Annotated in this window: 26 protein-coding genes; 16 read left to right on the top strand and 10 right to left on the bottom strand. The window is 66.7% G+C overall.

What is annotated here, in order from left to right; translation table 11 throughout:
• Positions 1-6 precede the first annotated feature (6 nt).
• The gene (locus SH584_RS08495; protein ID WP_322841629.1) at positions 7-513 is read right to left on the bottom strand and encodes an FKBP-type peptidyl-prolyl cis-trans isomerase; all 507 of its coding nucleotides are present in this window, start codon (positions 511-513) and stop codon (positions 7-9) included.
• 41 nt (positions 514-554) lie between these two features.
• Positions 555-761, bottom strand: a complete 207-nt coding sequence (gene rpsU, locus SH584_RS08500; RefSeq protein ID WP_294007032.1) for a 30S ribosomal protein S21 — start codon at positions 759-761, stop codon at positions 555-557.
• 318 nt (positions 762-1079) lie between these two features.
• Between rpsU and SH584_RS08505 the strand changes: the two genes are divergently transcribed.
• Positions 1080-1754: a murein L,D-transpeptidase catalytic domain family protein gene (locus SH584_RS08505; protein WP_324806296.1), complete on the top strand. Its 675-nt coding sequence runs from the start codon at positions 1080-1082 to the stop codon at positions 1752-1754.
• 83 nt (positions 1755-1837) lie between these two features.
• Here the strand turns inward: SH584_RS08505 and SH584_RS08510 are convergent, their stop codons facing one another.
• Positions 1838-3103, bottom strand: a complete 1266-nt coding sequence (locus tag SH584_RS08510; RefSeq protein WP_324806297.1) for a L,D-transpeptidase family protein — start codon at positions 3101-3103, stop codon at positions 1838-1840.
• A 222-nt stretch (positions 3104-3325) separates the two neighbouring features.
• Here SH584_RS08510 and SH584_RS08515 point away from each other — a divergent pair, with 222 nt between their 5' ends.
• From SH584_RS08515 to SH584_RS08525, 3 genes are all read left to right on the top strand, one after another.
• Positions 3326-3631 (top strand): PilZ domain-containing protein, encoded by a 306-nt coding sequence (locus tag SH584_RS08515; RefSeq protein WP_324806298.1) that lies wholly within the window; start codon positions 3326-3328, stop codon positions 3629-3631.
• A gap of 10 nt (positions 3632-3641) precedes the next feature.
• A complete protein-coding gene (locus SH584_RS08520; RefSeq protein ID WP_324809542.1) occupies positions 3642-3956 on the top strand; it encodes a PilZ domain-containing protein in 315 nt (104 codons plus the stop codon).
• 161 nt (positions 3957-4117) lie between these two features.
• Positions 4118-4345 (top strand): hypothetical protein, encoded by a 228-nt coding sequence (locus SH584_RS08525; protein ID WP_324806299.1) that lies wholly within the window; start codon positions 4118-4120, stop codon positions 4343-4345.
• A 1-nt stretch (position 4346) separates the two neighbouring features.
• Here the strand turns inward: SH584_RS08525 and SH584_RS08530 are convergent, their stop codons facing one another.
• Entirely contained in the window at positions 4347-5264 is a 918-nt protein-coding gene (locus tag SH584_RS08530) for a peptidylprolyl isomerase (RefSeq protein ID WP_324806301.1), read from the bottom strand.
• Between the two features lie 87 nt (positions 5265-5351).
• Here SH584_RS08530 and purT point away from each other — a divergent pair, with 87 nt between their 5' ends.
• Genes purT through SH584_RS08565 form a run of 7 tightly spaced genes read left to right on the top strand, consistent with a single transcriptional unit; the run spans position 5352 to position 10640 of the window.
• Entirely contained in the window at positions 5352-6518 is a 1167-nt protein-coding gene (gene purT, locus SH584_RS08535) for a formate-dependent phosphoribosylglycinamide formyltransferase (protein WP_324806302.1), read from the top strand.
• Between the two features lie 33 nt (positions 6519-6551).
• Positions 6552-6692 carry a hypothetical protein gene (locus tag SH584_RS08540; RefSeq protein ID WP_322841621.1) on the top strand — a complete coding sequence of 47 codons (141 nt, stop codon included), beginning with the start codon at positions 6552-6554 and terminating at the stop codon, positions 6690-6692.
• A gap of 28 nt (positions 6693-6720) precedes the next feature.
• Complete coding sequence (gene argC, locus SH584_RS08545; RefSeq protein WP_324806304.1) at positions 6721-7728, top strand: N-acetyl-gamma-glutamyl-phosphate reductase; 1008 nt, start codon at positions 6721-6723, stop codon at positions 7726-7728.
• Positions 7725-8888: a bifunctional glutamate N-acetyltransferase/amino-acid acetyltransferase ArgJ gene (argJ, locus tag SH584_RS08550; protein ID WP_324806306.1), complete on the top strand. Its 1164-nt coding sequence runs from the start codon at positions 7725-7727 to the stop codon at positions 8886-8888. The genes argC and argJ overlap by 4 nt, the downstream gene beginning before the upstream one ends.
• Positions 8885-9745, top strand: a complete 861-nt coding sequence (gene argB, locus SH584_RS08555; protein ID WP_324806308.1) for an acetylglutamate kinase — start codon at positions 8885-8887, stop codon at positions 9743-9745. Before argJ ends, argB begins: the two co-directional genes overlap by 4 nt.
• Positions 9742-10203, top strand: a complete 462-nt coding sequence (locus SH584_RS08560; protein ID WP_324806310.1) for an arginine repressor — start codon at positions 9742-9744, stop codon at positions 10201-10203. The genes argB and SH584_RS08560 overlap by 4 nt, the downstream gene beginning before the upstream one ends.
• A gap of 17 nt (positions 10204-10220) precedes the next feature.
• On the top strand, positions 10221-10640 hold the full coding sequence (locus tag SH584_RS08565) for a hypothetical protein (RefSeq protein ID WP_324806312.1): 420 nt from the start codon (positions 10221-10223) through the stop codon (positions 10638-10640).
• Between the two features lie 4 nt (positions 10641-10644).
• Here SH584_RS08565 and SH584_RS08570 read toward each other — a convergent pair whose 3' ends face one another.
• From SH584_RS08570 to SH584_RS08580, 3 genes are all read right to left on the bottom strand, one after another.
• Positions 10645-10914, bottom strand: a complete 270-nt coding sequence (locus SH584_RS08570; protein ID WP_324806314.1) for a hypothetical protein — start codon at positions 10912-10914, stop codon at positions 10645-10647.
• Positions 10915-11095: 181 nt separating this feature from the next.
• Positions 11096-11221 carry a type B 50S ribosomal protein L36 gene (gene ykgO, locus SH584_RS08575; RefSeq protein ID WP_006833921.1) on the bottom strand — a complete coding sequence of 42 codons (126 nt, stop codon included), beginning with the start codon at positions 11219-11221 and terminating at the stop codon, positions 11096-11098.
• A gap of 85 nt (positions 11222-11306) precedes the next feature.
• A complete protein-coding gene (locus SH584_RS08580; RefSeq protein ID WP_324806316.1) occupies positions 11307-12944 on the bottom strand; it encodes a M20/M25/M40 family metallo-hydrolase in 1638 nt (545 codons plus the stop codon).
• A gap of 163 nt (positions 12945-13107) precedes the next feature.
• On the opposite strand from SH584_RS08580, the gene SH584_RS08585 reads away from it, so the two are divergent.
• Together SH584_RS08585 and gpmA are read left to right on the top strand one after the other, a co-directional pair.
• The gene (locus SH584_RS08585; protein ID WP_324806318.1) at positions 13108-14259 is read left to right on the top strand and encodes a M14 family metallopeptidase; all 1152 of its coding nucleotides are present in this window, start codon (positions 13108-13110) and stop codon (positions 14257-14259) included.
• Complete coding sequence (gene gpmA, locus SH584_RS08590; RefSeq protein WP_324806320.1) at positions 14259-14945, top strand: 2,3-diphosphoglycerate-dependent phosphoglycerate mutase; 687 nt, start codon at positions 14259-14261, stop codon at positions 14943-14945. The genes SH584_RS08585 and gpmA overlap by 1 nt, the downstream gene beginning before the upstream one ends.
• Positions 14946-14957: 12 nt before the next feature.
• Here gpmA and SH584_RS08595 read toward each other — a convergent pair whose 3' ends face one another.
• Positions 14958-15566 carry a GGDEF domain-containing protein gene (locus SH584_RS08595; RefSeq protein ID WP_322841611.1) on the bottom strand — a complete coding sequence of 203 codons (609 nt, stop codon included), beginning with the start codon at positions 15564-15566 and terminating at the stop codon, positions 14958-14960.
• Positions 15567-15680: 114 nt separating this feature from the next.
• Here SH584_RS08595 and purE point away from each other — a divergent pair, with 114 nt between their 5' ends.
• Genes purE through SH584_RS08610 form a run of 3 tightly spaced genes read left to right on the top strand, consistent with a single transcriptional unit; the run spans position 15681 to position 17948 of the window.
• Positions 15681-16163, top strand: a complete 483-nt coding sequence (purE, locus tag SH584_RS08600) for a 5-(carboxyamino)imidazole ribonucleotide mutase (RefSeq protein ID WP_322841610.1) — start codon at positions 15681-15683, stop codon at positions 16161-16163.
• Complete coding sequence (locus tag SH584_RS08605) at positions 16160-17230, top strand: 5-(carboxyamino)imidazole ribonucleotide synthase (RefSeq protein WP_324806324.1); 1071 nt, start codon at positions 16160-16162, stop codon at positions 17228-17230. Before purE ends, SH584_RS08605 begins: the two co-directional genes overlap by 4 nt.
• Before the next feature lie 37 nt (positions 17231-17267).
• Positions 17268-17948 carry a CDP-alcohol phosphatidyltransferase family protein gene (locus tag SH584_RS08610; protein WP_324809543.1) on the top strand — a complete coding sequence of 227 codons (681 nt, stop codon included), beginning with the start codon at positions 17268-17270 and terminating at the stop codon, positions 17946-17948.
• Positions 17949-18018: 70 nt separating this feature from the next.
• Here the strand turns inward: SH584_RS08610 and SH584_RS08615 are convergent, their stop codons facing one another.
• Together SH584_RS08615 and SH584_RS08620 are read right to left on the bottom strand one after the other, a co-directional pair.
• On the bottom strand, positions 18019-20880 hold the full coding sequence (locus SH584_RS08615) for a M16 family metallopeptidase (RefSeq protein WP_324806326.1): 2862 nt from the start codon (positions 20878-20880) through the stop codon (positions 18019-18021).
• Between the two features lie 98 nt (positions 20881-20978).
• Positions 20979-21800: a DUF1206 domain-containing protein gene (locus SH584_RS08620; protein WP_324806327.1), complete on the bottom strand. Its 822-nt coding sequence runs from the start codon at positions 21798-21800 to the stop codon at positions 20979-20981.
• Positions 21801-21849: the final 49 nt, after the last annotated feature.

A 21849-nucleotide genomic window follows, 5' to 3' on the forward strand; every position in this document is an offset into this window, starting at 1 on the left:
AGCGCTCTAGAGGCCTTGGGGCGGCAGCTGGCCCTGCGCGGCCTGCGCGGCGGCGACCTGCTCGGCGGCGTTGGGGACGACCTGCAGGACGTGCACGTCGAATTCCAGGTCCTCGTTCGGCTTGAACGGGCTGCCCGGGGGCGGGTTCGGACCGTAAGCGAGCTTGCCCGGAATCTTGATCTTGTAGCGGCCGCCCTGCTGCATCCGCATCAGGCCCTGCTTGAAGCCGGGAACGACCTGTCCGACCAGCAGCGGCGCGGGGCCGCGACCATCGGTCGAATCGAAGACCGACCCGTCTTCCTTGCGGCCGGTATATTCGATGATCACGCCGTCCTGCTCGCCGATCGCGGGACCCTTGCCCGGCGCGATCGTCTGCACGTCGACCACTTCCAGCCGACCCGCGCCCATCATCGCGACGCCAAGGGCGATCGCCGCTAGCAGCGCGATCCCCAGCCAAAGCTTGAGCATCGAGCCGCGCGCGATCGGGCGAATCGGAACCTGGGTCACAGACATGGAATCATCCTCGCGAGCGGCGATGGAAGGCGTCGAAGGGCTTAGCGGGCGCCTTCGCGCTCGACGCGCTTGCGCTCGAGCTTGCGAGCACGACGGATCGCGGCGGCACGTTCACGCGCACGCTTTTCCGACGGCTTCTCGTAGTGACGACGCAGCTTCATTTCGCGATAGACACCTTCGCGCTGCAGCTTCTTCTTGAGCGCGCGCAGCGCCTGGTCGACATTATTGTCGCGAACGATGATCTGCATAAAAAGTCGTCCAACTCCCTTCGATCGCCCACCGGTTGGGCATGCCGGGCAACCGGGCCAGGACATCCGGCCCCAGGGTCGCCAAGCAAAGAACATGATTCGCTGAAACGGCCCTTTGGACCCAGCGGAAGGCGGCCCCTTAACAGCGCTTCCCAAGCAATTCAAGCGCAGGCGGAATCGGCCTGCCGACGACGAACCGTGGCCGATCCGCGATAAACCCTTGGAACTGCTGGCTTATCGTTATCGGCGATTAAGCTTTCTTCCCGTATAAGCTTGGGCTCAACGGAGGGGTAGTTCATGTCCTTGAATCGTCGGGAAATGTTGCGTCTGGGTGCTGCGGGTGCAGGCGGCTTGCTGCTGACCAGCGCGGCGGCCTCGCAAGTCCTGCCGCTTGGCCGGATGACGCCGCAATCGTCGGCAATGCCGCCGGTCCGCCCGCTCTTGCCGGCCACCGTCGCGTCCGCGCCGCTGGCGCCGGTCGGTGTTGATCCCGCGCTGTTTCAGCGCGCCAAGGCCGCGCTTGCGCGCCACGCTTATTCCATCCGCGACCGCGATTTCATCGGCATCGTCGATTTCGCGCAGCATTCGCATCTGCCGCGGTTCCACGTCGTCCACCTTCCCAGCGGGACGGTCGAAAGCCACGCCGTCGCGCACGGCAAGGGATCGGACCTTGGCCACACCGGCTTCCTCGCCAGCTTCTCGAACCAGCCGGGGTCGGAAGCGACCTCGAACGGCACCTACATCACCAGCGAAACCTATGAAGGCAAATACGGCCATTCGATGCGGGTGAAGGGCCTCGACTGGTCCAACAACAATGCCGAGAATCGCGCGATCGTCATCCATAACGCCTGGTATGCCGAACCCGACGTAATCGCGCAGCATGGCAAGCTCGGCCGCAGCCAGGGCTGCTTCGCCTTTTCGCGCAAGAGCCAGTGGGACGTCATGCATCGCCTCGGCGGCGGCCGCATGATCTACGCGGACAAGCTTGCCTGACCGGCACGCTCTCCTCCACCACATAAAAAGGGCGGCGCCGATCATCTCGGCGCCGCCCTTTCCGTATCCGCTGACGTCGCGCCCTAGTTCGACGCGACTTTCTTCGCCGGGGCGGCGCCGGGCGCCTTGCCGTCGTTGTCGAGCAGTGCGGCGATGACCTTGGCATCGCGCTTGTAGAGGTCCTGATACTCGGTGATCGTCCCGTCGGTCAGCGCGGCGGCGCTGAAATAGACGATGTGAACCGGCACCGGCTTGACGAAATTCGCCTGCTTCGACTTCTTCGAAGCGAGCGTGTCGGCGATGCGATCGGTCGTCCATTCGCCGCCATCGTCGCCGAGCAGTTCGGTCGCCAGGTCGAGCACGTCTTCGGTCCGGACGCAGCCATGGCTCAGCGCTCGTACCTGACTGTTGAAGCGGCTACGCGCGTTCGTGTCGTGCAGATAGATGTTGTACGGATTGTACATCACGAACTTGAGCTGGCCGAGCGCGTTGCTCGGTCCCGGCGGCTGGCTCCAGCGGACGAATTTGCCGTTCTTGTCCTTGATCGCGACGAAGCCCGACTTGCCCGCCACTTCGGGCCAGATGCTCTTCGGCACTTCCCACGACGGGTTGAGGATCACGCCGGTCGCCATCACGCTAAGCTGCGGGGTCGGCGTCTTGATCGCGCCGGCGATCGCCTTGCGCTTCCAGCGGGTCGCGCCATTCTCGACCAGGGTCGCGTGAAACGACGGCACGTTGACGATGATATACTTCTGCCCAAGGTCGCGCGGCAGCCAGCGCCAGCGGTCCATGTTGAGGCGGATCCGGTTGACCTTCGCGGTCTGATCCTTCGGCGTCACCTGAAGCGCGGTGCGAAGCGCGCCGTATTGCGGGTGGCTGGGCAGCAGGCCGTTGAGTGCCTCGGCAATGCGGTTGTCGTACAGCGCACGGTCGAGCAGCATCCGCTGGCGCGTCGCGTCGATATCCTTGTCGACGATATGCCAACCGATGCGCGCATCGCCGCGAACGTGTCCGAGCGCGATGTCGGACGACAATTTGTTGAACGACGATGTCGCCGCCGCGGACAGCGCAACCGGATCGCCACCGCGAAGCGCTGCCTCGAGCGCACCCGGATTATAGTCTGCCGGCGTCAGTCCTTCGCGGCCAACCCCGCCGATGTAGGCGATCAGCGCCTGCACCTGCGCCGGCTGCCACACGGGCGGCGGCGGCGGCGGGGGCGGCACGTCGGCCGGGGCCGCGGTCGTCGGCGCGGGCAGGGGGGCGATCGGGTCGGTCGGCGCAACCTGGGCAATCGCGGAAATCGACAGCGACGCCGTTCCCGCAAACAGGACAAGCTTGTTCCAACGCATCATGATCACTCGTTCCCCTATGAATTTCGCTCTCGCGCGGTCCGGCTGTTCTAGCCCGTGCGCCCCTGCTTGCTACCCTCACCCAACAATACATGTGATGAACGGTGGCGACCAGAGGGCGAAGTGCCCTCCCGACAAGTTTTCGGCCGCGCCAACCACTTCTTAAGCAGTTGGCATCCATGGTGAACTTCTTGGGCGCGTGGTGCGCCAAGGGGATCCATCGTGACGACGCGTTTCCAGCTTCAGGGCACCATGATCCCCCGCGCGGTCCGCCGCATGGTCGATCATCGCAGCGAGCCGCGGGTCGACGCCGACCAGGGCAAGTGCTCGCTTCGGATGAGGGGGCGTGACCATGATGTCACGCAGGTCAACTGGTCGTCCTCGGGGGCGATGATCCGATTTGACGATGACGCGCATATCGGCGAACCGCTAACGCTCCAGTTGCTTGACCGCGAAGCGGTTCATGGTCAGGTGCGCTGGTGGCGGGATGGCCGGATGGGTATCGGGTTCGGGCAACCGCTGGAGTGACGTCGTGGAGATGAGTTTCGTCATGATCAAGGCGCGGATTGCCGATGCCGAGGACCCTGCCGACCGCCGACGCGACCCGCGTCTTCCGGTCGACCTCGACGCTCGCGTCCGCGAATTGGGCAGCGAGGGCAATGAGGCGCGCGTCCTCAACATCAGCACCACCGGCTTCATGGCCGAGACCGACGGCGAGTTCGAAGTCGGAAGCCGGATCTGGCTGATCCTGCCTGGCCGCGAGCGCGCGAATGCGCTCGTCCGCTGGATCGCGGGCAAACGGATTGGCGCCGAATTCGCGGAACCAATTCAGCTCGACGCACTCGACGCCTGAGCGATTTGGGCCGGCGTGGCCCGATTGCCACATCGACGAATGCGGGGCGTCCCGCGCAGGGGCAGGTCGTTCCGGCCATGCAACTCAAACTTCTTTCGGTCGTTCAAATCCGCCGAAAGGAACTTCACATGGCTTCTGTCCCTACGCTCGGAGATTTGCGCATGACGCATGATCCCAAAGGCCGCGGATATCACGCCGTCTATCGGGAACATCAGGTCAACCATTGCCCCGGTTGCGGCCGCACGCACTGGCTGATCGGTCGCATGTCGGCCGAATGCGCCTTCTGCACCACGGCGCTTCCGCTGGCCGAGGCGAGCATGCGTTCGCACAATGCGCCTGCGGTCATCCAGCACCGCAACCGCGACATTCACTCGGCCTGGGCCGCCTGATCTAACGGGCTGCGACCGCCCTTACCGGCGGATTGACATTGCAGACATCGACGCCGCCGGCGGGACGAATGAAAAAGTCGTCCCGCCGGTTTTTTCGTGCGTTGAGGTAGGCCGCGAACGAGGCGCCCGACAGATATTCGAAGCGCGGCCGCTCGGCGGCGGGGATGTCGGCAGCAAGGCGTGCGCGGACGATCGGCACGTCCGACGAGCGCTCCTTGTAGAAGCCGAGCGCCTCGGTCCCGCGCGGAAGCGTGGTCATCGCCTCGAACCCGGACACGATCCGCCCGACCAGCGCGATGTTGCGGTCTAAGTGGCGCGGCGCATGGCCGATCACCGCGTATAGCTCGCCGCCGGTGCCCGTATCGGGCGCCATGTCGCGGCCGACCCCGACCATGCCGTAGCAATGGGCAAGGTTCGCGGTGCCGCGCTTGGCATCATAAGCCATCGGCCACCCGTCGACGAAGCCCGCGGCCGGCGCATAGGCATCGGGCGATCCGGTCGGCGTGATCCGGAGCCCGCGATAGGCGCGGTGATATTCGGCCGGCGGCTTGGCGACGACCCCGGCGGGCAGCGATCGCTCGCTTTCGTTATTGCCCCACTGGACGACATAATTGTCCTGCACGCGATAGATTTTCGCGCCGTCCCACCAGCCGCCTTTCGCCAGCGCGCGAAGATTGGCGACGTGCACCGGGGCAAAGGTCGGCGCCAATTGCATCACTACGCGCCGGTCGCCGGCAAGGTCGAATACTAGCAGGTCCGTCGCGGGAATCTCGCGCCAATCGCCGGCCGGCGCCGCCTCGACCACGCCGCCGGGCGTGACGAACGTGGACTTGGGCGCGGCGGGCGGCGCGGAGGGCGCGGCCTGGCCCATCAGCGTCGCCGCGATCGGCAGGATGGCAAGCGTTGCAAGTCGGCGCATGGGCAGGGCCTTCGTTACTGGAGGACGGGTCGCGGCCGAACATTGCCGCCTCCCCATTCATGCGCAACCCCGCTAAAGCTTCGGCCCATGTATCTAGCCACCATCATGCTGCTCGGAGCGGGCGAATTGGGACGCGAGGTGGCAATCGCCGCCAAGCGGCTCGGCTGCCGCGTCATCGCTTGCGACCGCTACGCCAACGCCCCCGCGATGCAGGTCGCCGACGCGTTCGAGGTCTTCCCCATGCTCGACGGCGCCGCGATCCGCGCCGCAGTCGAAAAGCATCGCCCCGACCACATCGTGCCAGAGATCGAGGCGATCGACACCGCAATGCTCGGTGAGCTCGAGCAGGAAGGCTGGCACATCGTCCCGTCGGCGCGCGCGGTCCAGTTGACGATGAACCGCGACGGCATCCGCGAATTCGCCGCGCGCGAACTGGGCCTGACGACCTCGCGCTACATTTTCGCCGAAACCCGCGAGGAGGCGATGGCCGCCGACGTCGGCCTGCCCGCCGTGGTCAAGCCGGTGATGTCGTCGAGCGGGAAGGGGCAGAGCGTCGCCCGCACCGTCGAGGAGCTTGGCACCGCCTTCGACTATGCCGTCGCCAACATGCGCGGCGACCGTGCGCGGGTGATCGTCGAGGAGTTCATCGCCTTCGACCAGGAAATCACGTTGCTGACCGTCTCGACCAGGGACGGCATCCTGTTCTGCCCGCCGATCGGCCACGTGCAGGAAGGCGGCGACTACCGCACCAGCTGGCAGCCTGCCGCGATCGACCCGGAAGTGATGGCGTCGGCTCAGGAGCAGGCGCGCACCATCGTCGAGGCGCTCGGCGGGCACGGCCTGTTCGGGGTCGAATTCTTCGTCGCCGGGGGTCGCGCCATCTTCTCCGAACTCAGCCCGCGCCCGCACGACACCGGCATGGTCACGCTGATCGGCCAGTCGCCCGACGAATTCGCGCTTCATGTCCGCGCGATCCTCGGCCTGCCGATCCCTGCGATCGAACTGGCCGGCGCTGCGGCCTCGGCAGTCATCCTCGCGGATCGCGCCTGCTCGTCCTTTTCCTTTGCCGGGGTGGCCGAAGCCCTGGGCGACGGCGCCGCCGACATGCCCGTCGACGTGCGGCTGTTCGCCAAGCCCGAAACGCTTCCCGGCCGGCGGATGGGCGTCGCGCTGGCGCGCGATGTGGATCTGGAGAAGGCAGTCGCGCGCGCCACTTCTGCTGCGGCCAAGGTGCGGATCGACTATCGCGACTAGGCAACCAAAGGCGCGTCCGATCATTGATCCGCCATGTCGATTGCCGCCCCTCGTCCCGATGCCAAGACGCTCCGTTCGATGGCGGAAAAAGCCGACGACCCGGTGATCGCGCAGGCGCTGCGCGATCTCGCCGCCGAATATGAGCGAATGGCCCGCGAACGCGCGGTTGCATAAAAATACAGTTTCTTGCATGGACGGCGAAATGAAGACCGTCTCGATCCTTGGTGCCTCTGGCTATGTCGGCGGCGAACTGCTGCGCCTGATCGCCGCGCACTCCTCGTTGCAGGTCGGCGCCGCCTTCGCGAATTCGAACGCGGGCCAGCCGGTCGCCAGTCTCCACCCGCACCTGTCGCTCGCCTACGCCAACCGCGCATTCGACGCGTGGGACCCCAAGCTGCTCGACGGCAGCGATCTCATCTTCGCCGCCCTCCCGCACGGCGAGAGCCAGGCGCTCGCCGACGAGATGATCGGCAGCGGAGCGAAGATCGTCGATCTCGGCGCCGACTTCCGCCTCGACACCGCCGAAGACTATGAACGCTGGTATGGCGAGCCGCACCAGCGGCCCGACCTGCTCGACAGCTTCGTCTACGGTCTGCCCGAGGTCCGCCGCGACGCCATCGCTGCCGCGTCTCGCGTCGCCGCGCCCGGATGCTACCCCACCGCGGCCAGCCTGGCGCTTCGCCCGCTGGTCGAAGCGGGCGTGATCGAAAAAGAGGGCATCGTCGTCGATGCCGCGTCGGGCGTCAGCGGCGCGGGCCGCTCGGCCAACGCGGGCACGCATTTCTGCACCGTCGACGGCAGCTTCCGCGCCTACGGCCTGACCCGCCACCGCCACACCGCCGAGATCGAAATGATGACCGGCGCGCAAGTGCTGTTCACCCCGCACCTGCTACCCACCAGCCGCGGCATCCTCGCGACCTGCTACGCCAAGGCGACCGCGCCGTGCGATCCGCTTGCGATCCTGCGCGATGCCTGGGCGGGCGAACGCTTCGTCCATGTCGGCGAGGCCTTGCCCGAAACCAAGTGGGCGACCGGATCGAACGCCGCCTTCCTCAGCGCGCGGTACGACGAGCGCACCGGGACGGTCGTCGCGCTCGCCGCGATCGACAATCTCGGCAAGGGCGCGGCGGGTCAGATGATCCAGTGCGCCAACCTCATGCTCGGCCTCGACGAAGGCGCGGGCTTGTCCAACATCGGAGTGTTTCCATGAGCGTGACTTTGGCCGAGGGTTTCGTCGCCTCGGGCGTGGCGGCGGGCATCAAGGCGTCGCGCCGCGACGTCAGCCTGCTGGCGACCGACGACGGCGAGCCCGTCCCCGCCGCGGCGGTGTTCACCCAGAACAGATTCCGCGCGCCCCCGGTCGAGGCCAGTCTCGAACGATTGCAGGGGTCGGGCGGCATGGCATCGGGTGTGATCGTCAACAGCGGCAACGCCAACGCCGGGACCGGCGCAAAGGGCCGCGCCGATTCCGAAGCGATGTGCGACGCGGCGGCGGAAGCGGTCGGCTGCGCATCGCAGGACATGCTCGTCTGCTCGACCGGGCTGATCGGGTTCCGCCTGCCGATGCGCAAGATCCTGACCGCGATCCCGATCCTTGCCGACACGCTCAGCCGCGACGGGCATCGCGACGCCGCCAAGGGCATCCTGACCACCGACACGCGGCCGAAGGAGGCTTCGGTCAAGCGCGATGGCTATTCGGTCGGGGGAATGGCCAAGGGCTGCGGCATGCTCGCGCCGAACATGGCGACGATGCTGGCATTCCTGACCACCGATGCGGCGGTGGCGCCCGACGAGCTTCGCCCGATCCTGCAGCGCGCAACCGACGCGACCTTCAATGAGCTCATTACCGACGGCGCGACCTCGACCAACGATACCGTCATGCTATTCGCCAGCGGCCGCAAGGGGCGTCCCATCGACCTCGACCAGTTCGAAGACGACGTTCGGCAGGTGTGCGAAGAACTGATGCTGATGATGGCGCGCGATGCCGAAGGGATGACCAAGCTGGTCGTCGTCCGCGTCACCGGCGCCGCCAGCAATGCGGAGGCGCGGAAAGTCGCGCGGTCGATCGGCAACAATCAGCTGATCAAGTGCAGCTGGTACGGCGCCGACGCTTATTGGGGCCGCCTGCTGGCGGAAGCGGGATCGTGCGGGGTCGAGTTTTCGACCGACGCGTCGGCGGTCAGCTACGGCGGCGTCGAGGTCGCGCGCGGCGGGGTAGAGATCGCGCACGACAGCGCGGCGGTCCGCGACCACATGACCGGCGAGGAGATCGACATCCTGATCGACCTGGGCATCGGCGACGGCGTGGGCCGCGCCGTGTCGGTCGACCTAGGGCCCGGATATATCAAGGAAAATGCAGCGACGTCATGATGGCACCCAATGAAACCGCCGGGATCCTCATCCAGGCGCTGCCCTATATCCGCAGCTTCACCGGCAAGACGATCGTGGTGAAGGTCGGCGGCGTGCCGATGACCGATCCGGCGCTGATGCGCAGCCTCGCCAAGGACATTCTGCTGCTCCACTCGGTCGGGATCCGCCCGGTGCTGGTCCACGGCGGCGGTCCGCAGATCGACACGATGATGGCGCAGGCCGGGATTGCGGTGACCCGGATCGACGGGCTGCGCGTCACCGACGCCGCCAGCCTCGACATCGTCCGCATGGTGCTGGTCGGCAAGACCAACCGCGACCTCGTTGCCGCGATCAACGCGCTGGAGCCGGTCGCGATCGGCGTCGCGGGCGAGGACGGCCGCCTGCTGGAGGTCGAGCCGATCGACCCGAAGCTGGGATTTGTCGGGCGGGTCAGCAAGGTGCGCGGCGCGCTGCTCCACGACTTCCACGACGACGGGCTGATCCCGGTCGTTTCGACCGTCGGCGCCGACACGACGGGCCAGCCCTACAACATCAACGCCGACGACGCCGCGCGCGCGATCGCGGTCGCGATGGGCGCGGAGAAATTGATTTACCTCACCAGCACGATCGGCCTGCTCGAAGACCCGGCCGATCCTTCGACGCTGGTCCAGCGGCTGACCGCGGGTGAGGCGCGGCGGCGGATCGACGACGAATCGGTCACTGGCGGCATGATCCCCAAGCTTCAGGCCTGCGCCGAGGCGGTCGAGGGCAGCGTGGGAAGCGCGCACATGATCGACGGCCGCGCCGAGCACGCGATCCTGGTCGAGCTGTTCACCGACGAAGGCATCGGCACGATGGTCGCCGAGACCGCGCCGTGACGACCAAGGCGCAGCGCCAGCGAATGATCGCCGACTGGCTTCAGTCGCACCGGGTCGGCAGCCAGGAGGAAGTCGTCGCGCGCCTGTCGCTCGCGGGGATCGAGGCGACGCAGGCGACCGTCAGCCGCGATTTGCTCGAGCTTGGCGCGGTCAAGCTGAAGCGCGAAGGCTCGATCCGCTATGTCCTTCCGGGCGACGTCGAACCGGGGTTCGCCGCGGCGAAACTCGACCGGCTGCTGGCCGAATGGGTCGATTCGATCCTGGTGTCTGGCCACATGCTGGTGCTCAGGACACCCCCCGGATCGGCGAACCTGGTCGCCAACGCGCTCGACGCGGCGGGGCTCGACGAAGTCGCAGGCACGATCGCTGGCGACGACACCATCTTCGTCGCGCTGACCGACGGAGTGAACCCCGGCGCGGCGGCGGCGTTGTTACAGCGTCGGCGCACCGGCGCCTGACGCCCAAGGAGAGACGCATGATCCGCGCGACGATTTCGCTGCTTGCCCTGACCGCCCTTGCCGCGTGCCAGCAGGAAGCCGCCGCCCCACCGCCCGCCAAGGACATCGTGGTCCGCAGCGCAGCGCAGAAACAATTGTTCGAACTCTCTGACCTTAACCGTACGATCGCACTGAAGCGCGCGATCTCAGGGCAGGGCCTGTCCTGCCCGCAACTCGTGACGAGCGGGTTTTCGACTCGCTACAAGGACATGGACATGTGGACGGCCACCTGTTCGGACAAGCGGCAATGGGCGCTGTTCATCGGCGCTAATGACACGGTGCAGGTCCGCCCGTGCAAGGATAACGCGCAGTTCGACCTTCCGCCGTGCACGATAAAGCCCGGCACCGAGGGCGGCACCGGGCTCGACGAAGTCAATCTGGTCAACAGCGACGCATGAGGCGTCAGTCGCAGCGACGGACTTCCTTATATTCGCCCGACGGGGTGCGTTCCTTGACGGTGACGCAGGCGCCCTTGCGGCTTTCCTCGCGCCAGCTGCCGTCGGCGTTCGACTGCCGCGCGGCCTTGGGGACGCGCTTGCCGTCCTTGATCTCGTAATTCCAGCTGCTTGGCGTCGACTTGTTCTGACCCGGATCGGCGAAGGCAGCCGAGGCCGCCCCGGCGGCGAGCGCCACGCCGGCAACCATCAGTACGATCTTCACTGTGCGTGTCATCATCTTCACTCCTAGCCTACCGCTCTACACGCGCCCTCCTGAACGAAGGATGAAACGAGCGCGACGAGCGACAAACCGTTAGGTCGGCGGTATTTACGCCTATAATCCAAACGCTTGAGATACGCAAAAAGCCCCGCCCGAGCGATCGAGCGGGGTTCGTGCAACCCGTCGGAAGGCTTGATTAGCCCTGGCGAGCCTTGAAGCGACGATTCGTCTTGTTGATGACGTAGGTGCGGCCGCGGCGGCGAATCACCCGGCAGTCGCGGTGACGCGACTTCAGCGACTTCAGTGAATTGCGAATCTTCATGGCCGGGACGCCTGCCTTCGTTAAATCTGGTTATGTCGGAGGTTTGGAAAACCGGCGCTCCCCCTATGGCGAGCGCCGGGACAAGTCAAGGACGGCGGGGGGCGGTCGCCGGAGCGCGCGGCCCCCTGGGATCGAACAGATCGCCGAAGTAATCGCCCTGCAGCCACATCGGCCGCTGCGGCGCATCGGCCATCCCGCGCGCGATTCGGTAATTGAGGTCGGCATAGCGCGCGCCCGCGTCCCAATCGATCTTCTGGCTGAGGTCGTCGCCGAGCGAATGGTAGGTCTTGTTGAGATAGGCGTCCCACTTCGCCTTCCCGCCATTGGCATGGCCGGTCATCAACAGCACCGCGGGCACCCCGCGCTTCACGAACATATAATGGTCGGACCGGGTGAAGATCGCTTCCTCGGGCATCGGGTCGGGGCTGACCGACACGCCCATCGTGCGGCCTGCCGCGACCACCGTCGCGCCGATCGTCGAATGGTCCGCGCCGAACGCGGTGACGTCGGTGAACGGGTAGAGCAGCAGCGGCATGTCGAGGTCGACGAGCCCAACGATGCTCGCCTTCGGCACGGTCGGATATTCCGCGTAATAATCGGCGCCGAGCAGCCCGCGTTCCTCGCCGGTGTTGGCGATGAACAGCAGCGAGCGCTTGGGCCGCACCGGCTGCGCGGCGAACTTGCGCGCGGCCTCCAGCAGCGTCGCCACCCCGGCGGCATTGTCGAGCGCGCCATTGTAGATGCGGTCTTCGCCGGGCTTGGCATCGGCCTTCACACCGAGGTGGTCGAGGTGACCCATCAGCACGACATGCTCGCGCGACAGTGCGGCGTCCGACCCGGGCAGCTTGCCGATCACTTCTGGGCTGGTGAATTCCTCCCACGTCGAGGTCGCCTGCACCTGGATCGTCGGGCGAAGCGCGAAACCGCGCGGCGCGGTCTTGCCGCGGCTCTCGGCCTGCACCGCCGACAGCGACTTCGGCGCGCCTTCGAACAGCTTCTCGGCAATGTCCTTCGATACGCCCATGCGCAGCAGCATGGCGGGCGCGGTCGACCCGGCGCGGCCCGACTTGTCGATCCAGTCGATCAGCGGACGACCGGCGCTGCGGATCGCCCCGCTATTGCCCGAATAGCGCGCGGGGATTTCGATGAAGCCGACCGCGCCCGCGGCGGCGGCGGTGTCGACCTTGGTCGCGCCGAGGTGCGCGTCGACTTCGCTCGGCAGGCCGGCGGGCGTTCCCGATAGCGCGACGACGACCTTTCCGCGCACGTCCAGCCCGCGATAGTCGTCGATGCCGTAGCGCGCGTCGCGCAACCCGCGCCCGACGAACACGAAGCCAGCGCTGCTGTTGATCGCCTTGACCGTCGCGTTCGGCCGCATCGAAAAATCCTTGCCCGCGGTCAGGGCCAGGCGGCGACCGCCGATCGTCAGCGCGGCGACGGGCGGCTGCGCGAACGAGGCGCGGCGGAACGGCACCTGCTGGAACCAGGTGCCATTGTCGCCCGCCGGGACCAGCCCGATCGCGCGGAACTGCGCGGCGACATAGTCGGCGGCGATCAAATAGCCGCGTGATCCCGTGTCGCGCCCCTCGAGCGAATCGGCGGCGAGGAACTCGATGTCGGCGCGGACGCGCTGGGCGGCGTGGACGTCGGAAACGGCCTGCGCCGCCAGCGGCAGCGGGGACAGGAAGGCAAGGCCGGCAAGAAGCAGGGCGGAAACGCGCATGGGGGATCGGCTTTCGAATGGTGGTTCGGCGTCCGGCGTATCGGACCGGTGCGCCCGCGACCAGCGCCCCGACCGCCGTTCGTCGAAACGCGGGGTTTGCCCATCGACCGGCACCGCACTATCAGGCGCCCACCTATCCATTCTCGACCGCAACAGGATCCTCATGGCCATCACGATTTCGAGCGCATTCGACGCCGGCAACATCCGCGTCGTCGAGGCACAGGGCGACCGCATCGACCTTGAAATCGTCAAGGATCACCAAAGCGACTTCTTCCAATGGTTCCACTTCCGCCTCGCCGGCGCCGGTGGCCGCGAAGTCACGCTGCGCATCACCAATTGCGGCGCGTCGGCCTATCCGGGCGGCTGGCCCGGCTACAAGGCGCGCGTGTCGATCGACCGCGAGGATTGGACGCAGATTCCCGGCACCAGCTATGACGATGGCGTCCTCACGATCCGCTTCACGCCCGAATCCGACCTCGTCTGGCTCGCCTACTTCGCGCCTTATTCGATGGAGCGTCACCATGATTTGGTGTCGACCGTCGCCGCGCTTCCCGGCGTGGAATATCGCAGCCTTGGCAAAAGCCTCGACGGGCAGGACATCGACTGCCTGACGATCGGCGAGGGCGACCTGACCGTGTGGCTCTACGCGCGCCAGCATCCGGGCGAATCGATGGCCGAATGGTGGATGGAAGGCGCGCTCGAAAAGCTGACCGACCCCGACGATCCCATCGCGCGCGTCCTTCGCCGCGACTGCACCTTCCACGTCGTTCCCAACATGAATCCCGACGGGTCGCAGCGCGGTCACCTTCGCACCAACGCGGTCGGCACCAACCTCAACCGCGAGTGGGCAACCCCGACCGCCGAAAAGAGTCCCGAAGTGCTCTGCGTCCGCAATGCGATGGATCAGGATCCACCCGCCTTTGCGATGGACATCCACGGTGACGAGGCGATCCCCGCCAACTTCCTCGCCGGGTTCGAGGGCATCCCCTCGCTGACCGATCGCCAGTCGAACCTGTTCAAGCTGTACAGCGACACGCTCGAGCGCATCTCGCCCGATTTCCAGACCCGGCAGGGCTATGAAATCGCCAAGCCGGGCGAGGCCAACATGACCATGTCGACGACCCAGCTCGCCGAGCGCTTCGGCTGTTGCTCGATGACGCTGGAGATGCCGTTCAAGGACAATGACGACCTGCCCGACGAGCTGTACGGCTGGTCGCCGGAGCGTTCGAAGTATCTCGCCGGCGCCTGCCTCGACGCGCTCCACGCGATCCTGCCCGACGTGATCGAGGCCGAAGCCAACCGGGCCAAGCGCTGATGCCGACGCTCGTCCTGCTCCGCCACGGCCAGTCGCAGTGGAATTTGGAAAACCGCTTCACCGGATGGTGGGACGTCGACCTTACCGAGCAGGGCGTCGCCGAGGCGCGCGCCGCCGGCGTGCTGCTCAAGGAGAAGGGGCTCGATCTCGATCGCTGCTTCACCTCGCTCCAGACCCGCGCGATCCGCACGCTCAACTTCGTGCTGGAGGAAATGCAGCGGCTTTGGCTGCCGGTAAACAAGGACTGGCGGCTCAACGAGCGCCACTATGGCGGGCTCACCGGCCTCAACAAGGCCGAGACGATTGCCAAGGTGGGTGAGGAACAGGTCAAGATCTGGCGCCGTTCGTTCGACATTCCGCCGCCGCCGCTCGACCTCGACAGTCCCTATGCGCTGGCGTCGGACCGTCGCTATGCCGGGATCGTGGTGCCGAATACCGAAAGCCTCAAGGACACCATCGCGCGCGTCCTGCCTTATTACGAGGCGGAGATCGTCCCCGCGCTTCGCCGCGGCGAGCGGGTGATCGTCGCCGCGCACGGCAATTCGCTCCGCGCGCTCGAAAAGCACCTGTCGAACATCGCCGATTCGGATATCGTCGGGCTGGAAATTCCGACCGGCCAGCCGATCGTCTACGAGCTTGGCGACGACCTGTCGGTCAAGGACCGCTACTACCTCAGCGAACGCTGAGGCCGAGCCGTCCTAGGCTGCGGCTTTAACCCGGTACATTTCTTGGTCGGCGCGGGCGAGCACGGTCGTCGGCGTGTCGCCATCCTCGATCGTCGTCATCCCGATCGCCACCGACAGCGGCATCGACGCGCCTTCGTACAGGCATTCCTCGCCGGCAATCATCGACACCAGCCGGCCCGCGATCTCCATCGCCAGGCCTTCGTCGGCATGATCGAGCAGGATGCAGAATTCGTCCCCGCCCAGCCGCGCGACGCAATCGTTGGTTCGAGTCCCGTCGAGCAGCTTGTGCGCGACGTGGATCAGCGCGGCATCGCCGCCGCCATGACCGAAATGGTCGTTGAGTCGCTTCAGCTCGTCGAGATCGACGAACAGCATCGCCGCCGGAATTCCGTGCCGATGATGGCGCGCGATCATGCCTTCGAGTTCGCGCATCAGCCCGCGGCGATTGGCAAGCGGGACGAGCGGGTCGCGGAAGGCGAGTTGCTCCAGTTCGACGACCTGTGCGCGGAGCGCCGCGACGTCACCGCGTAGCCGCTCGATCTCTTCGAGCAACATCGCCGGATCCGAGGCTTCGCGCGCCACGTCGTGCATGAAATCTTCCCGCTGAATGACGTGCTGCATAAATCAGATACGGCAAAAAGTGGAATCGGCTTCATCCGCCTGTCCCAGATTGCACCACGCGCCACACCGCTTTAGACGGCGGTGCAACTTTCCCGCTTCAGCCGAGGACCGGATATGGCCGACCCGATCGTCGGAATCATCATGGGCAGCACGTCCGATTGGGAAACGATGCGCCATGCCGCCGAAACGCTGGATGCGCTCGGCGTCGCGCATGAAACGCAGGTCGTTTCCGCGCACCGCACCCCGCAACGCCTTTACGATTATGCCAAGGGCGCGAAGGACCGCGGGCTCAAGGTGATCATCGCCGGCGCGGGCGGCGCGGCGCACCTGCCCGGCATGGCCGCGTCGATGACCGCGCTCCCGGTGCTCGGCGTGCCGGTCGAAAGCAAGGCGCTGAGCGGAATGGATAGCCTGTTGTCGATCGTGCAGATGCCCGCCGGCATCCCGGTCGGCACGCTGGCGATCGGCCGCGCCGGGGCGGTCAACGCCGCGCTGCTCGCCGCGGCAATGCTGGCGACCACCGACGAAGCGCTCGCCGCGCGCCTTGCCGACTGGCGGCAGGCACAGACCGACGCGGTCCCCACCGACCCCGCATGACGGTTCCACCCGGCTCCACCATCGGCATCGTCGGCGGCGGCCAGCTCGGCCGGATGATGGCGGTGGCGGCGGCCCGGCTCGGTTATCGCTGCCACGTCTTCGACCCGCACCGCCGCCCTTGCGCGGCCGAGGTCGCGGCCGAATTCACACGCGGGGACTTCACCGATCGCGACGCACTCAAGGCATTCGGCGACGCGTGCGATGTCGTCACCTATGAATTCGAAAATCTCCCGGTCGAGCCGCTCGACGTGCTCGGCGCGAAGCTTCGCCCCGGCACCACCAGCCTCGCGGTCGCGCAGGATCGCGCCGAGGAAAAGCGCTTCCTCGACCGCATCGGCGCCGGCGTCGCGCCGTGGCGGACGATCGACGGCGTCGAGGATGTGCGCGCGGCGCTCGACGCGCTCGGCGCGCCGATCCTGCTCAAGACCCGCCGGCTCGGCTATGACGGCAAGGGGCAGGCGTGGGTGCATGACGCCAGCGAGGCCGACGCGGCATGGCAGTCGATCGGCGGGCAGCCCGCGGTTGCCGAGGCACGCGTCGCCTTCGATGCAGAGTTCAGCCTGATCGTCGCGCGCACCGCCGATGGCGCCACCGCGCTGTTCGGCCCGATCGAGAATCGCCACGAAGGCGGCATCCTCCGCCGCTCGACCGTCCCTGCTTCGAAGGGGATCGAGCCGCTTGGTGACGAAGCGCGCCGAACCGCCATCGCCATTGCCCACGACCTCGACCATGTCGGCGTGCTGACGGTCGAATTCTTCGCGGTCGGCGAGCGCGCGCTGGTCAACGAAATCGCCCCGCGCGTCCACAATAGCGGGCATTGGACCATCGAAGGCGCGTTCACTTCTCAGTTCGAACAGCATGTGCGTGCGATCTGCGGATTGCCGCTCGGCGATCCCGGCCTGATCGCGGGCGGCGCGACGATGGACAATCTGATCGGAGCCGACGTCGACCGCTGGGCCGAGCTGCTAGCGGAGCCGGGAGCGGCGCTGCACCTCTACGGCAAGGGGGAGGCACGGCCCGGCCGGAAGATGGGGCATGCCACGAGGGTCGGCAGCCCCCGGACTTGAAATGACATTGATATTACAGCACGGCGGCGATTGACCCATCAACCGCCAGGACCGTCCGCTGCCCGACGTCAAGCCGATCACCCGAATCCAGGAAAACCTCGTCGCCCGAGTCGAGCGGCGGCTGCTGACCTGGCTTTGCGCCCGCTTGCCGGCGTGGGTGACGCCCGACCAGCTCACGTCGCTCGGCCTCGTCGGCGCGGCAATGGTGTTCGTCGGCTATGGCCTCAGCACAGTCGATATCGGCTGGCTCGGCCTCGCGATCGCGGGCTTCTTCGTTCACTGGTTCGGCGATTCGCTCGACGGCAGCCTCGCGCGCTTCCGCTCGATCGAGCGACCGCGCTTCGGCTATTTCATCGACCATAGCGCCGACGGCCTCGGCAATTTGATGATCGTTGGCGGCCTCGGGATCAGCCCGTTCGTCCGGCTCGACGTCGCGTTGCTCGCGCTCGCCGGCTATTATCTGCTGTCGATCCACGCCTTCCTGTCGGCGCGGATCATCGGCGAGCTTCGCTTGTCCTACGTCGCCGCGGGGCCGACCGAGCTTCGGCTGCTGCTGATCGCGATGACCGTCCTGATGTTCGTGCTCGGGCGCGACACCACCCCGCCGCTGTTCAATGGCTTCGACATTTTCGTCGGCGTGGTCGCCGCCATCATGATCACCATTTTCGTCGTCCAGACGATCTCGGTCGCCCGCCTGATCCTGCGTCAGGGCGAATAGGAAAAGGCCAAAAGGAAACGGCGCGAGGATCGCTCCCCGCGCCGTTCCTGTTTGCGTCCGGCCTGGCGCCTTAGCGCGGCTGGATCACTTCGACCGGCAGGCCCAGCTTGTCGAGCTGCGGCTTCACCTTGGCGGCGTCACCGACCACGACCCAGACGAAGCCCTTGGGATCGACCGCGCCGCGGATCGCCTGGTCGAGGCTCGCCGCGGTGTAGCCGCGATACTTGGCGGCCAGGCTTTCCTGATAGTCGAGCGGACGACCGAACAGGTCGTTCGACATCATCGCGCCGAGCACCGCTTCCGACGTCTCATACTGACCCGGAAGCATATTGATCCGGTTGGCGATGGTGCGGGTCAGTTCCGGCCCGGTGACGCCCTTGTTGCCAAGGAAGCCGCCGATCTGCTCGTTGAGCGCAACCAGCGAGTCGCCCGTGCGGTCGGCCTGAACCGGTGCCGAGATGAAGTAGGGCACCGACTTCTCGCTCAGCTGCGCCGAACCGCGCACGCCGTAGGACCAGCCCTTCGATTCGCGCAGGTCCATGTTGATGCGGCTGAGGAAGTTGCCGCCCAGCACATCGTTCGCGCTGGTCAGCGCTTCGATGTTGTTGCGCGGGTCGGCCGGGGTCAGCTGCCCGCCCAGAATCACCGACTGCGGCGAGTCCGGACGGTTGACGAGCACGATGCGTGCCTGGGACGGCCGTGCCGGCGGCGCGGTGAAGTTCTTCACGCCCGCGGGGACGGTCGGGGTTGCCCAGCGCCCGAACTCGGCCTCGATCAGCGGCTGGATTTCCGACAGCGGACGATCCGACACGACGAAGATCTTGGCGCGGTCGGGACGGAGCCAGCCGTCCTTGAACGCGACCAGATCGGCGCGGCTGAAACGGCTGATCGCCGCTTCGTCACCGCCCGCGATCACCGCATACGGGTGGTTGGGACCATAAAGCAGCGCCGGCAGCACGCGCTGGCCGATACCGTTGGGGTCCTTCTGCACCTGCTTGATCGCGGTCAGGCGCTGGGTGCGGACGCGCTCCAGCTCGGCCGGATCGAACGCCGGATTCTTGACGATGTCACCCATCAGCGCGAGCGACGGGCCGAGGTTGGCACTCAGCGCCGACATGCTGACGGTCGAACGATCGAGCGAACTGCCCGCCTCGATCTCGACGCCAAGGCTTTCCTTGGCTTCGGCCACCTTCTGCGACGACAGACTGGTGGTGCCTTCGTCGAGCATGGTCATGACCATCGACTGCAGGCCGCGACCGTTGGCGACATCGGCAGCTTCGCCGGCGTCGAACGACAGCGCCATCTGCGTCACCGGAACGGCGTTGCGCTGCGCGTATTGGATCTCGATCCCGTTCGACAGCGTCGCCTTGGTGACATCCGGGAAGTCGAGGCCTGACAGCGTGCCGACCGGCGGCACTTCGCGCTTGGGACCGGGGCGTGCCGCGGTCGCATCCTTGTTGAGCTTGGCCGCCTTGCCGCCGACCGACGCCGCTTCCTGGTAAGGCGCGCGCTGGCCGGGTTCGAGGCGCAGCGAGAAGGCCGGCTTCGACAGATATTCGCGCATCGCGGTCGTCACCGCCGCCGGCGTGATCGCGGCATAGGTGGCGAGGTTCTTGGCGTACCAGTCGCTGTCGCCGGCGAAGGTCTGACCTTCGGCCAGCGTCACGGCCTTGCCGCCAAAGCCGCCGACCTGCTCGAGCCCGCGGATCTTGCCGCCGACTTCGCTCAGCGCGGCACGACGGACTTCCTCTTCGGTCGGGCCATTGGCGATATATTCGGCGACCAGTTCATCCAGGCGACGCTCGACCAGCGCCGGATCGACGCCCGGCTTCACCGTCGCCTGGACGTTGAAGATGCCGACGCGCTGGAAGGCGTAAAGACCGGCCTGGACACCCGTCGCGATCTTTTCATTGCGGACCAGCACTTCGTCGAGGCGCGAGCTGGCGAGACCGCCGAGCACCGATCCGCCGACGTCGAGCGCGGCAAGACGCGGGTCGAGCAGGCCCGGCGCCGGCCACCAGCGCGACACCTGCACCGCGGCGACATTGTCCTTCATCACCATCGACTTGGGCGCGGCAAGCACCGGCACCGCGGCCTGCGCCGGATTGTTGACCGGGCCGCGCGGGATCGATCCGAAGTACTTCTGCACCAGCGGGCGCGCTTCGGCGGCGTTCAGGTCGCCGGCCAGTACCAGCACCGCATTGTTCGGGCCGTACTTGTCGGTGAACCACTTGCCGACGTCGGCCAGGCTGGCGGCGTCGAGGTCGGCCATCGAGCCGATCGTCGAGTGCTGATACGGGTGGCCATCCGGGAAGACGTTCTTGAGCACTTCGTAGAAGACGAGGCCGCCCGGACGATTGTCGCCCTGGCGCTTCTCGTTCTGCACGACGCCGCGCTGGTTATCCAAGTTGCCCTGCGTCACCGCGCCGAGCAGGTGACCCATGCGGTCGCTTTCCATGAACAGCGCCCGGTCGAGCGCGCCGCGCGGGACCGTCTGGAAGTAATTGGTGCGATCGCTGTTGGTGGTGCCGTTGTAATCGGTCGCGCCGATCTGCTGCAGATATTCGAAGAAGTCGCCCGGCAGGTTCTCGCTGCCGTTGAACATCAGATGCTCGAACAAATGCGCGAAGCCGGTCTTGCCCTTGGGCTCGTCCTTGGCGCCGACGTTGTACCACATGGCGACGCCGACGACCGGCGCCTTGCGATCTTCATGGACGATGACGGTCAGGCCGTTGTCGAGCACGAAGCGCTGGTGCGGGATGGTGACCGCGCTCGCCAACTCGGTGACGGGCACCGGCTCGGCCTGAAGCGCCTCGGCCGGAGCGGCCGGCGGTGCGGAGGCGATGTCAGTGGTGGTCGGCGTAGTCTGGCAGGCGGCAAGCAGCGACGCGCTGGCAAGCAGCAGCGACAGGCGGCGGGCGGTCAACGTCATGAAATAACTCCCCTATGATCGGGCGGGGAGACTAGGGAGAAAGTGGCGCTACGCAACCGGCTTCGACCAACGGTCGGACCCGGTCGACCAACGGGGGCTCAGTGGCGGTGCTCGGCCACCTTGCCCTTAAGCCGTGCGACGAGGTCGTCGTTGGCGATGGTGCGATAGCGCGCGATCAGCAGGCTGACGAAGCCGAACAGGATCAGCCCGACCGCGACCAGCTGGAACAGGGTCTCACTCTGGTTGCGGAGCAGCGCCAGCGCATCGCCCGACCCGCGCATCCGCTCGTGATCCATGCCCGCCTTGACGATTGACCAGCCAACAATGCCGATCACCAGCGCCCGCGCTGCATAGCCGACCTGGCCCGCCGGCTTCATGATCGACGGCGCGCCCGCCATCCCGTCCATGAACTTGGCCTTGTAGGCGACAATCGCCTGCGCCCCCGCAACGCCCAGCACGATGATGCCGATCAGCACCAGCAGAGTGTCGCCGCCGGTCGCCTGCGACACCTGCTCGGCCGCCTGCTGCTGCGTCCCGGTCGAACCGGTCGCCTGACCGTCCTCACCGCTCGTGGTGCCGGTGCTCGTCAGCGCGCGCACCGCGATGAAGCTGAGGATCCAGTAACCGATGCCGCCGATCGCACTGAACGCGCGGCGCGCACGACCCTTCGCGTCGTCGCCCTTGCAGTCGAGGTCCATGATCGCGGCGTAAATCTTGTAGAGGCCGTAGCCGAACAGGCCGACCGCCACGAGCGCGAGCAATGCCGACCCCAGCGGCAGATCCTCGATCGCCTTTACCGTCTCTCCGGTCGACAGCGCCTTGCCGGTCGACAGTGCGATCCAGCCGAGCAGGATGTACACCAGTCCCCGCGCCGCATAGCCCAGCCGCGCCCACGTTTCGATCCGCCGCACTCGTTCCATTTGCCGTCTCCCTGTTGCGGGCATGACGGTTTAACTCCCGAAACGTTCC

Origin of the sequence: Sphingomonas sp. LY29 (assembly GCF_035593985.1) — a bacterium.
In the GTDB taxonomy this organism is placed as follows: domain Bacteria; phylum Pseudomonadota; class Alphaproteobacteria; order Sphingomonadales; family Sphingomonadaceae; genus Sphingomicrobium.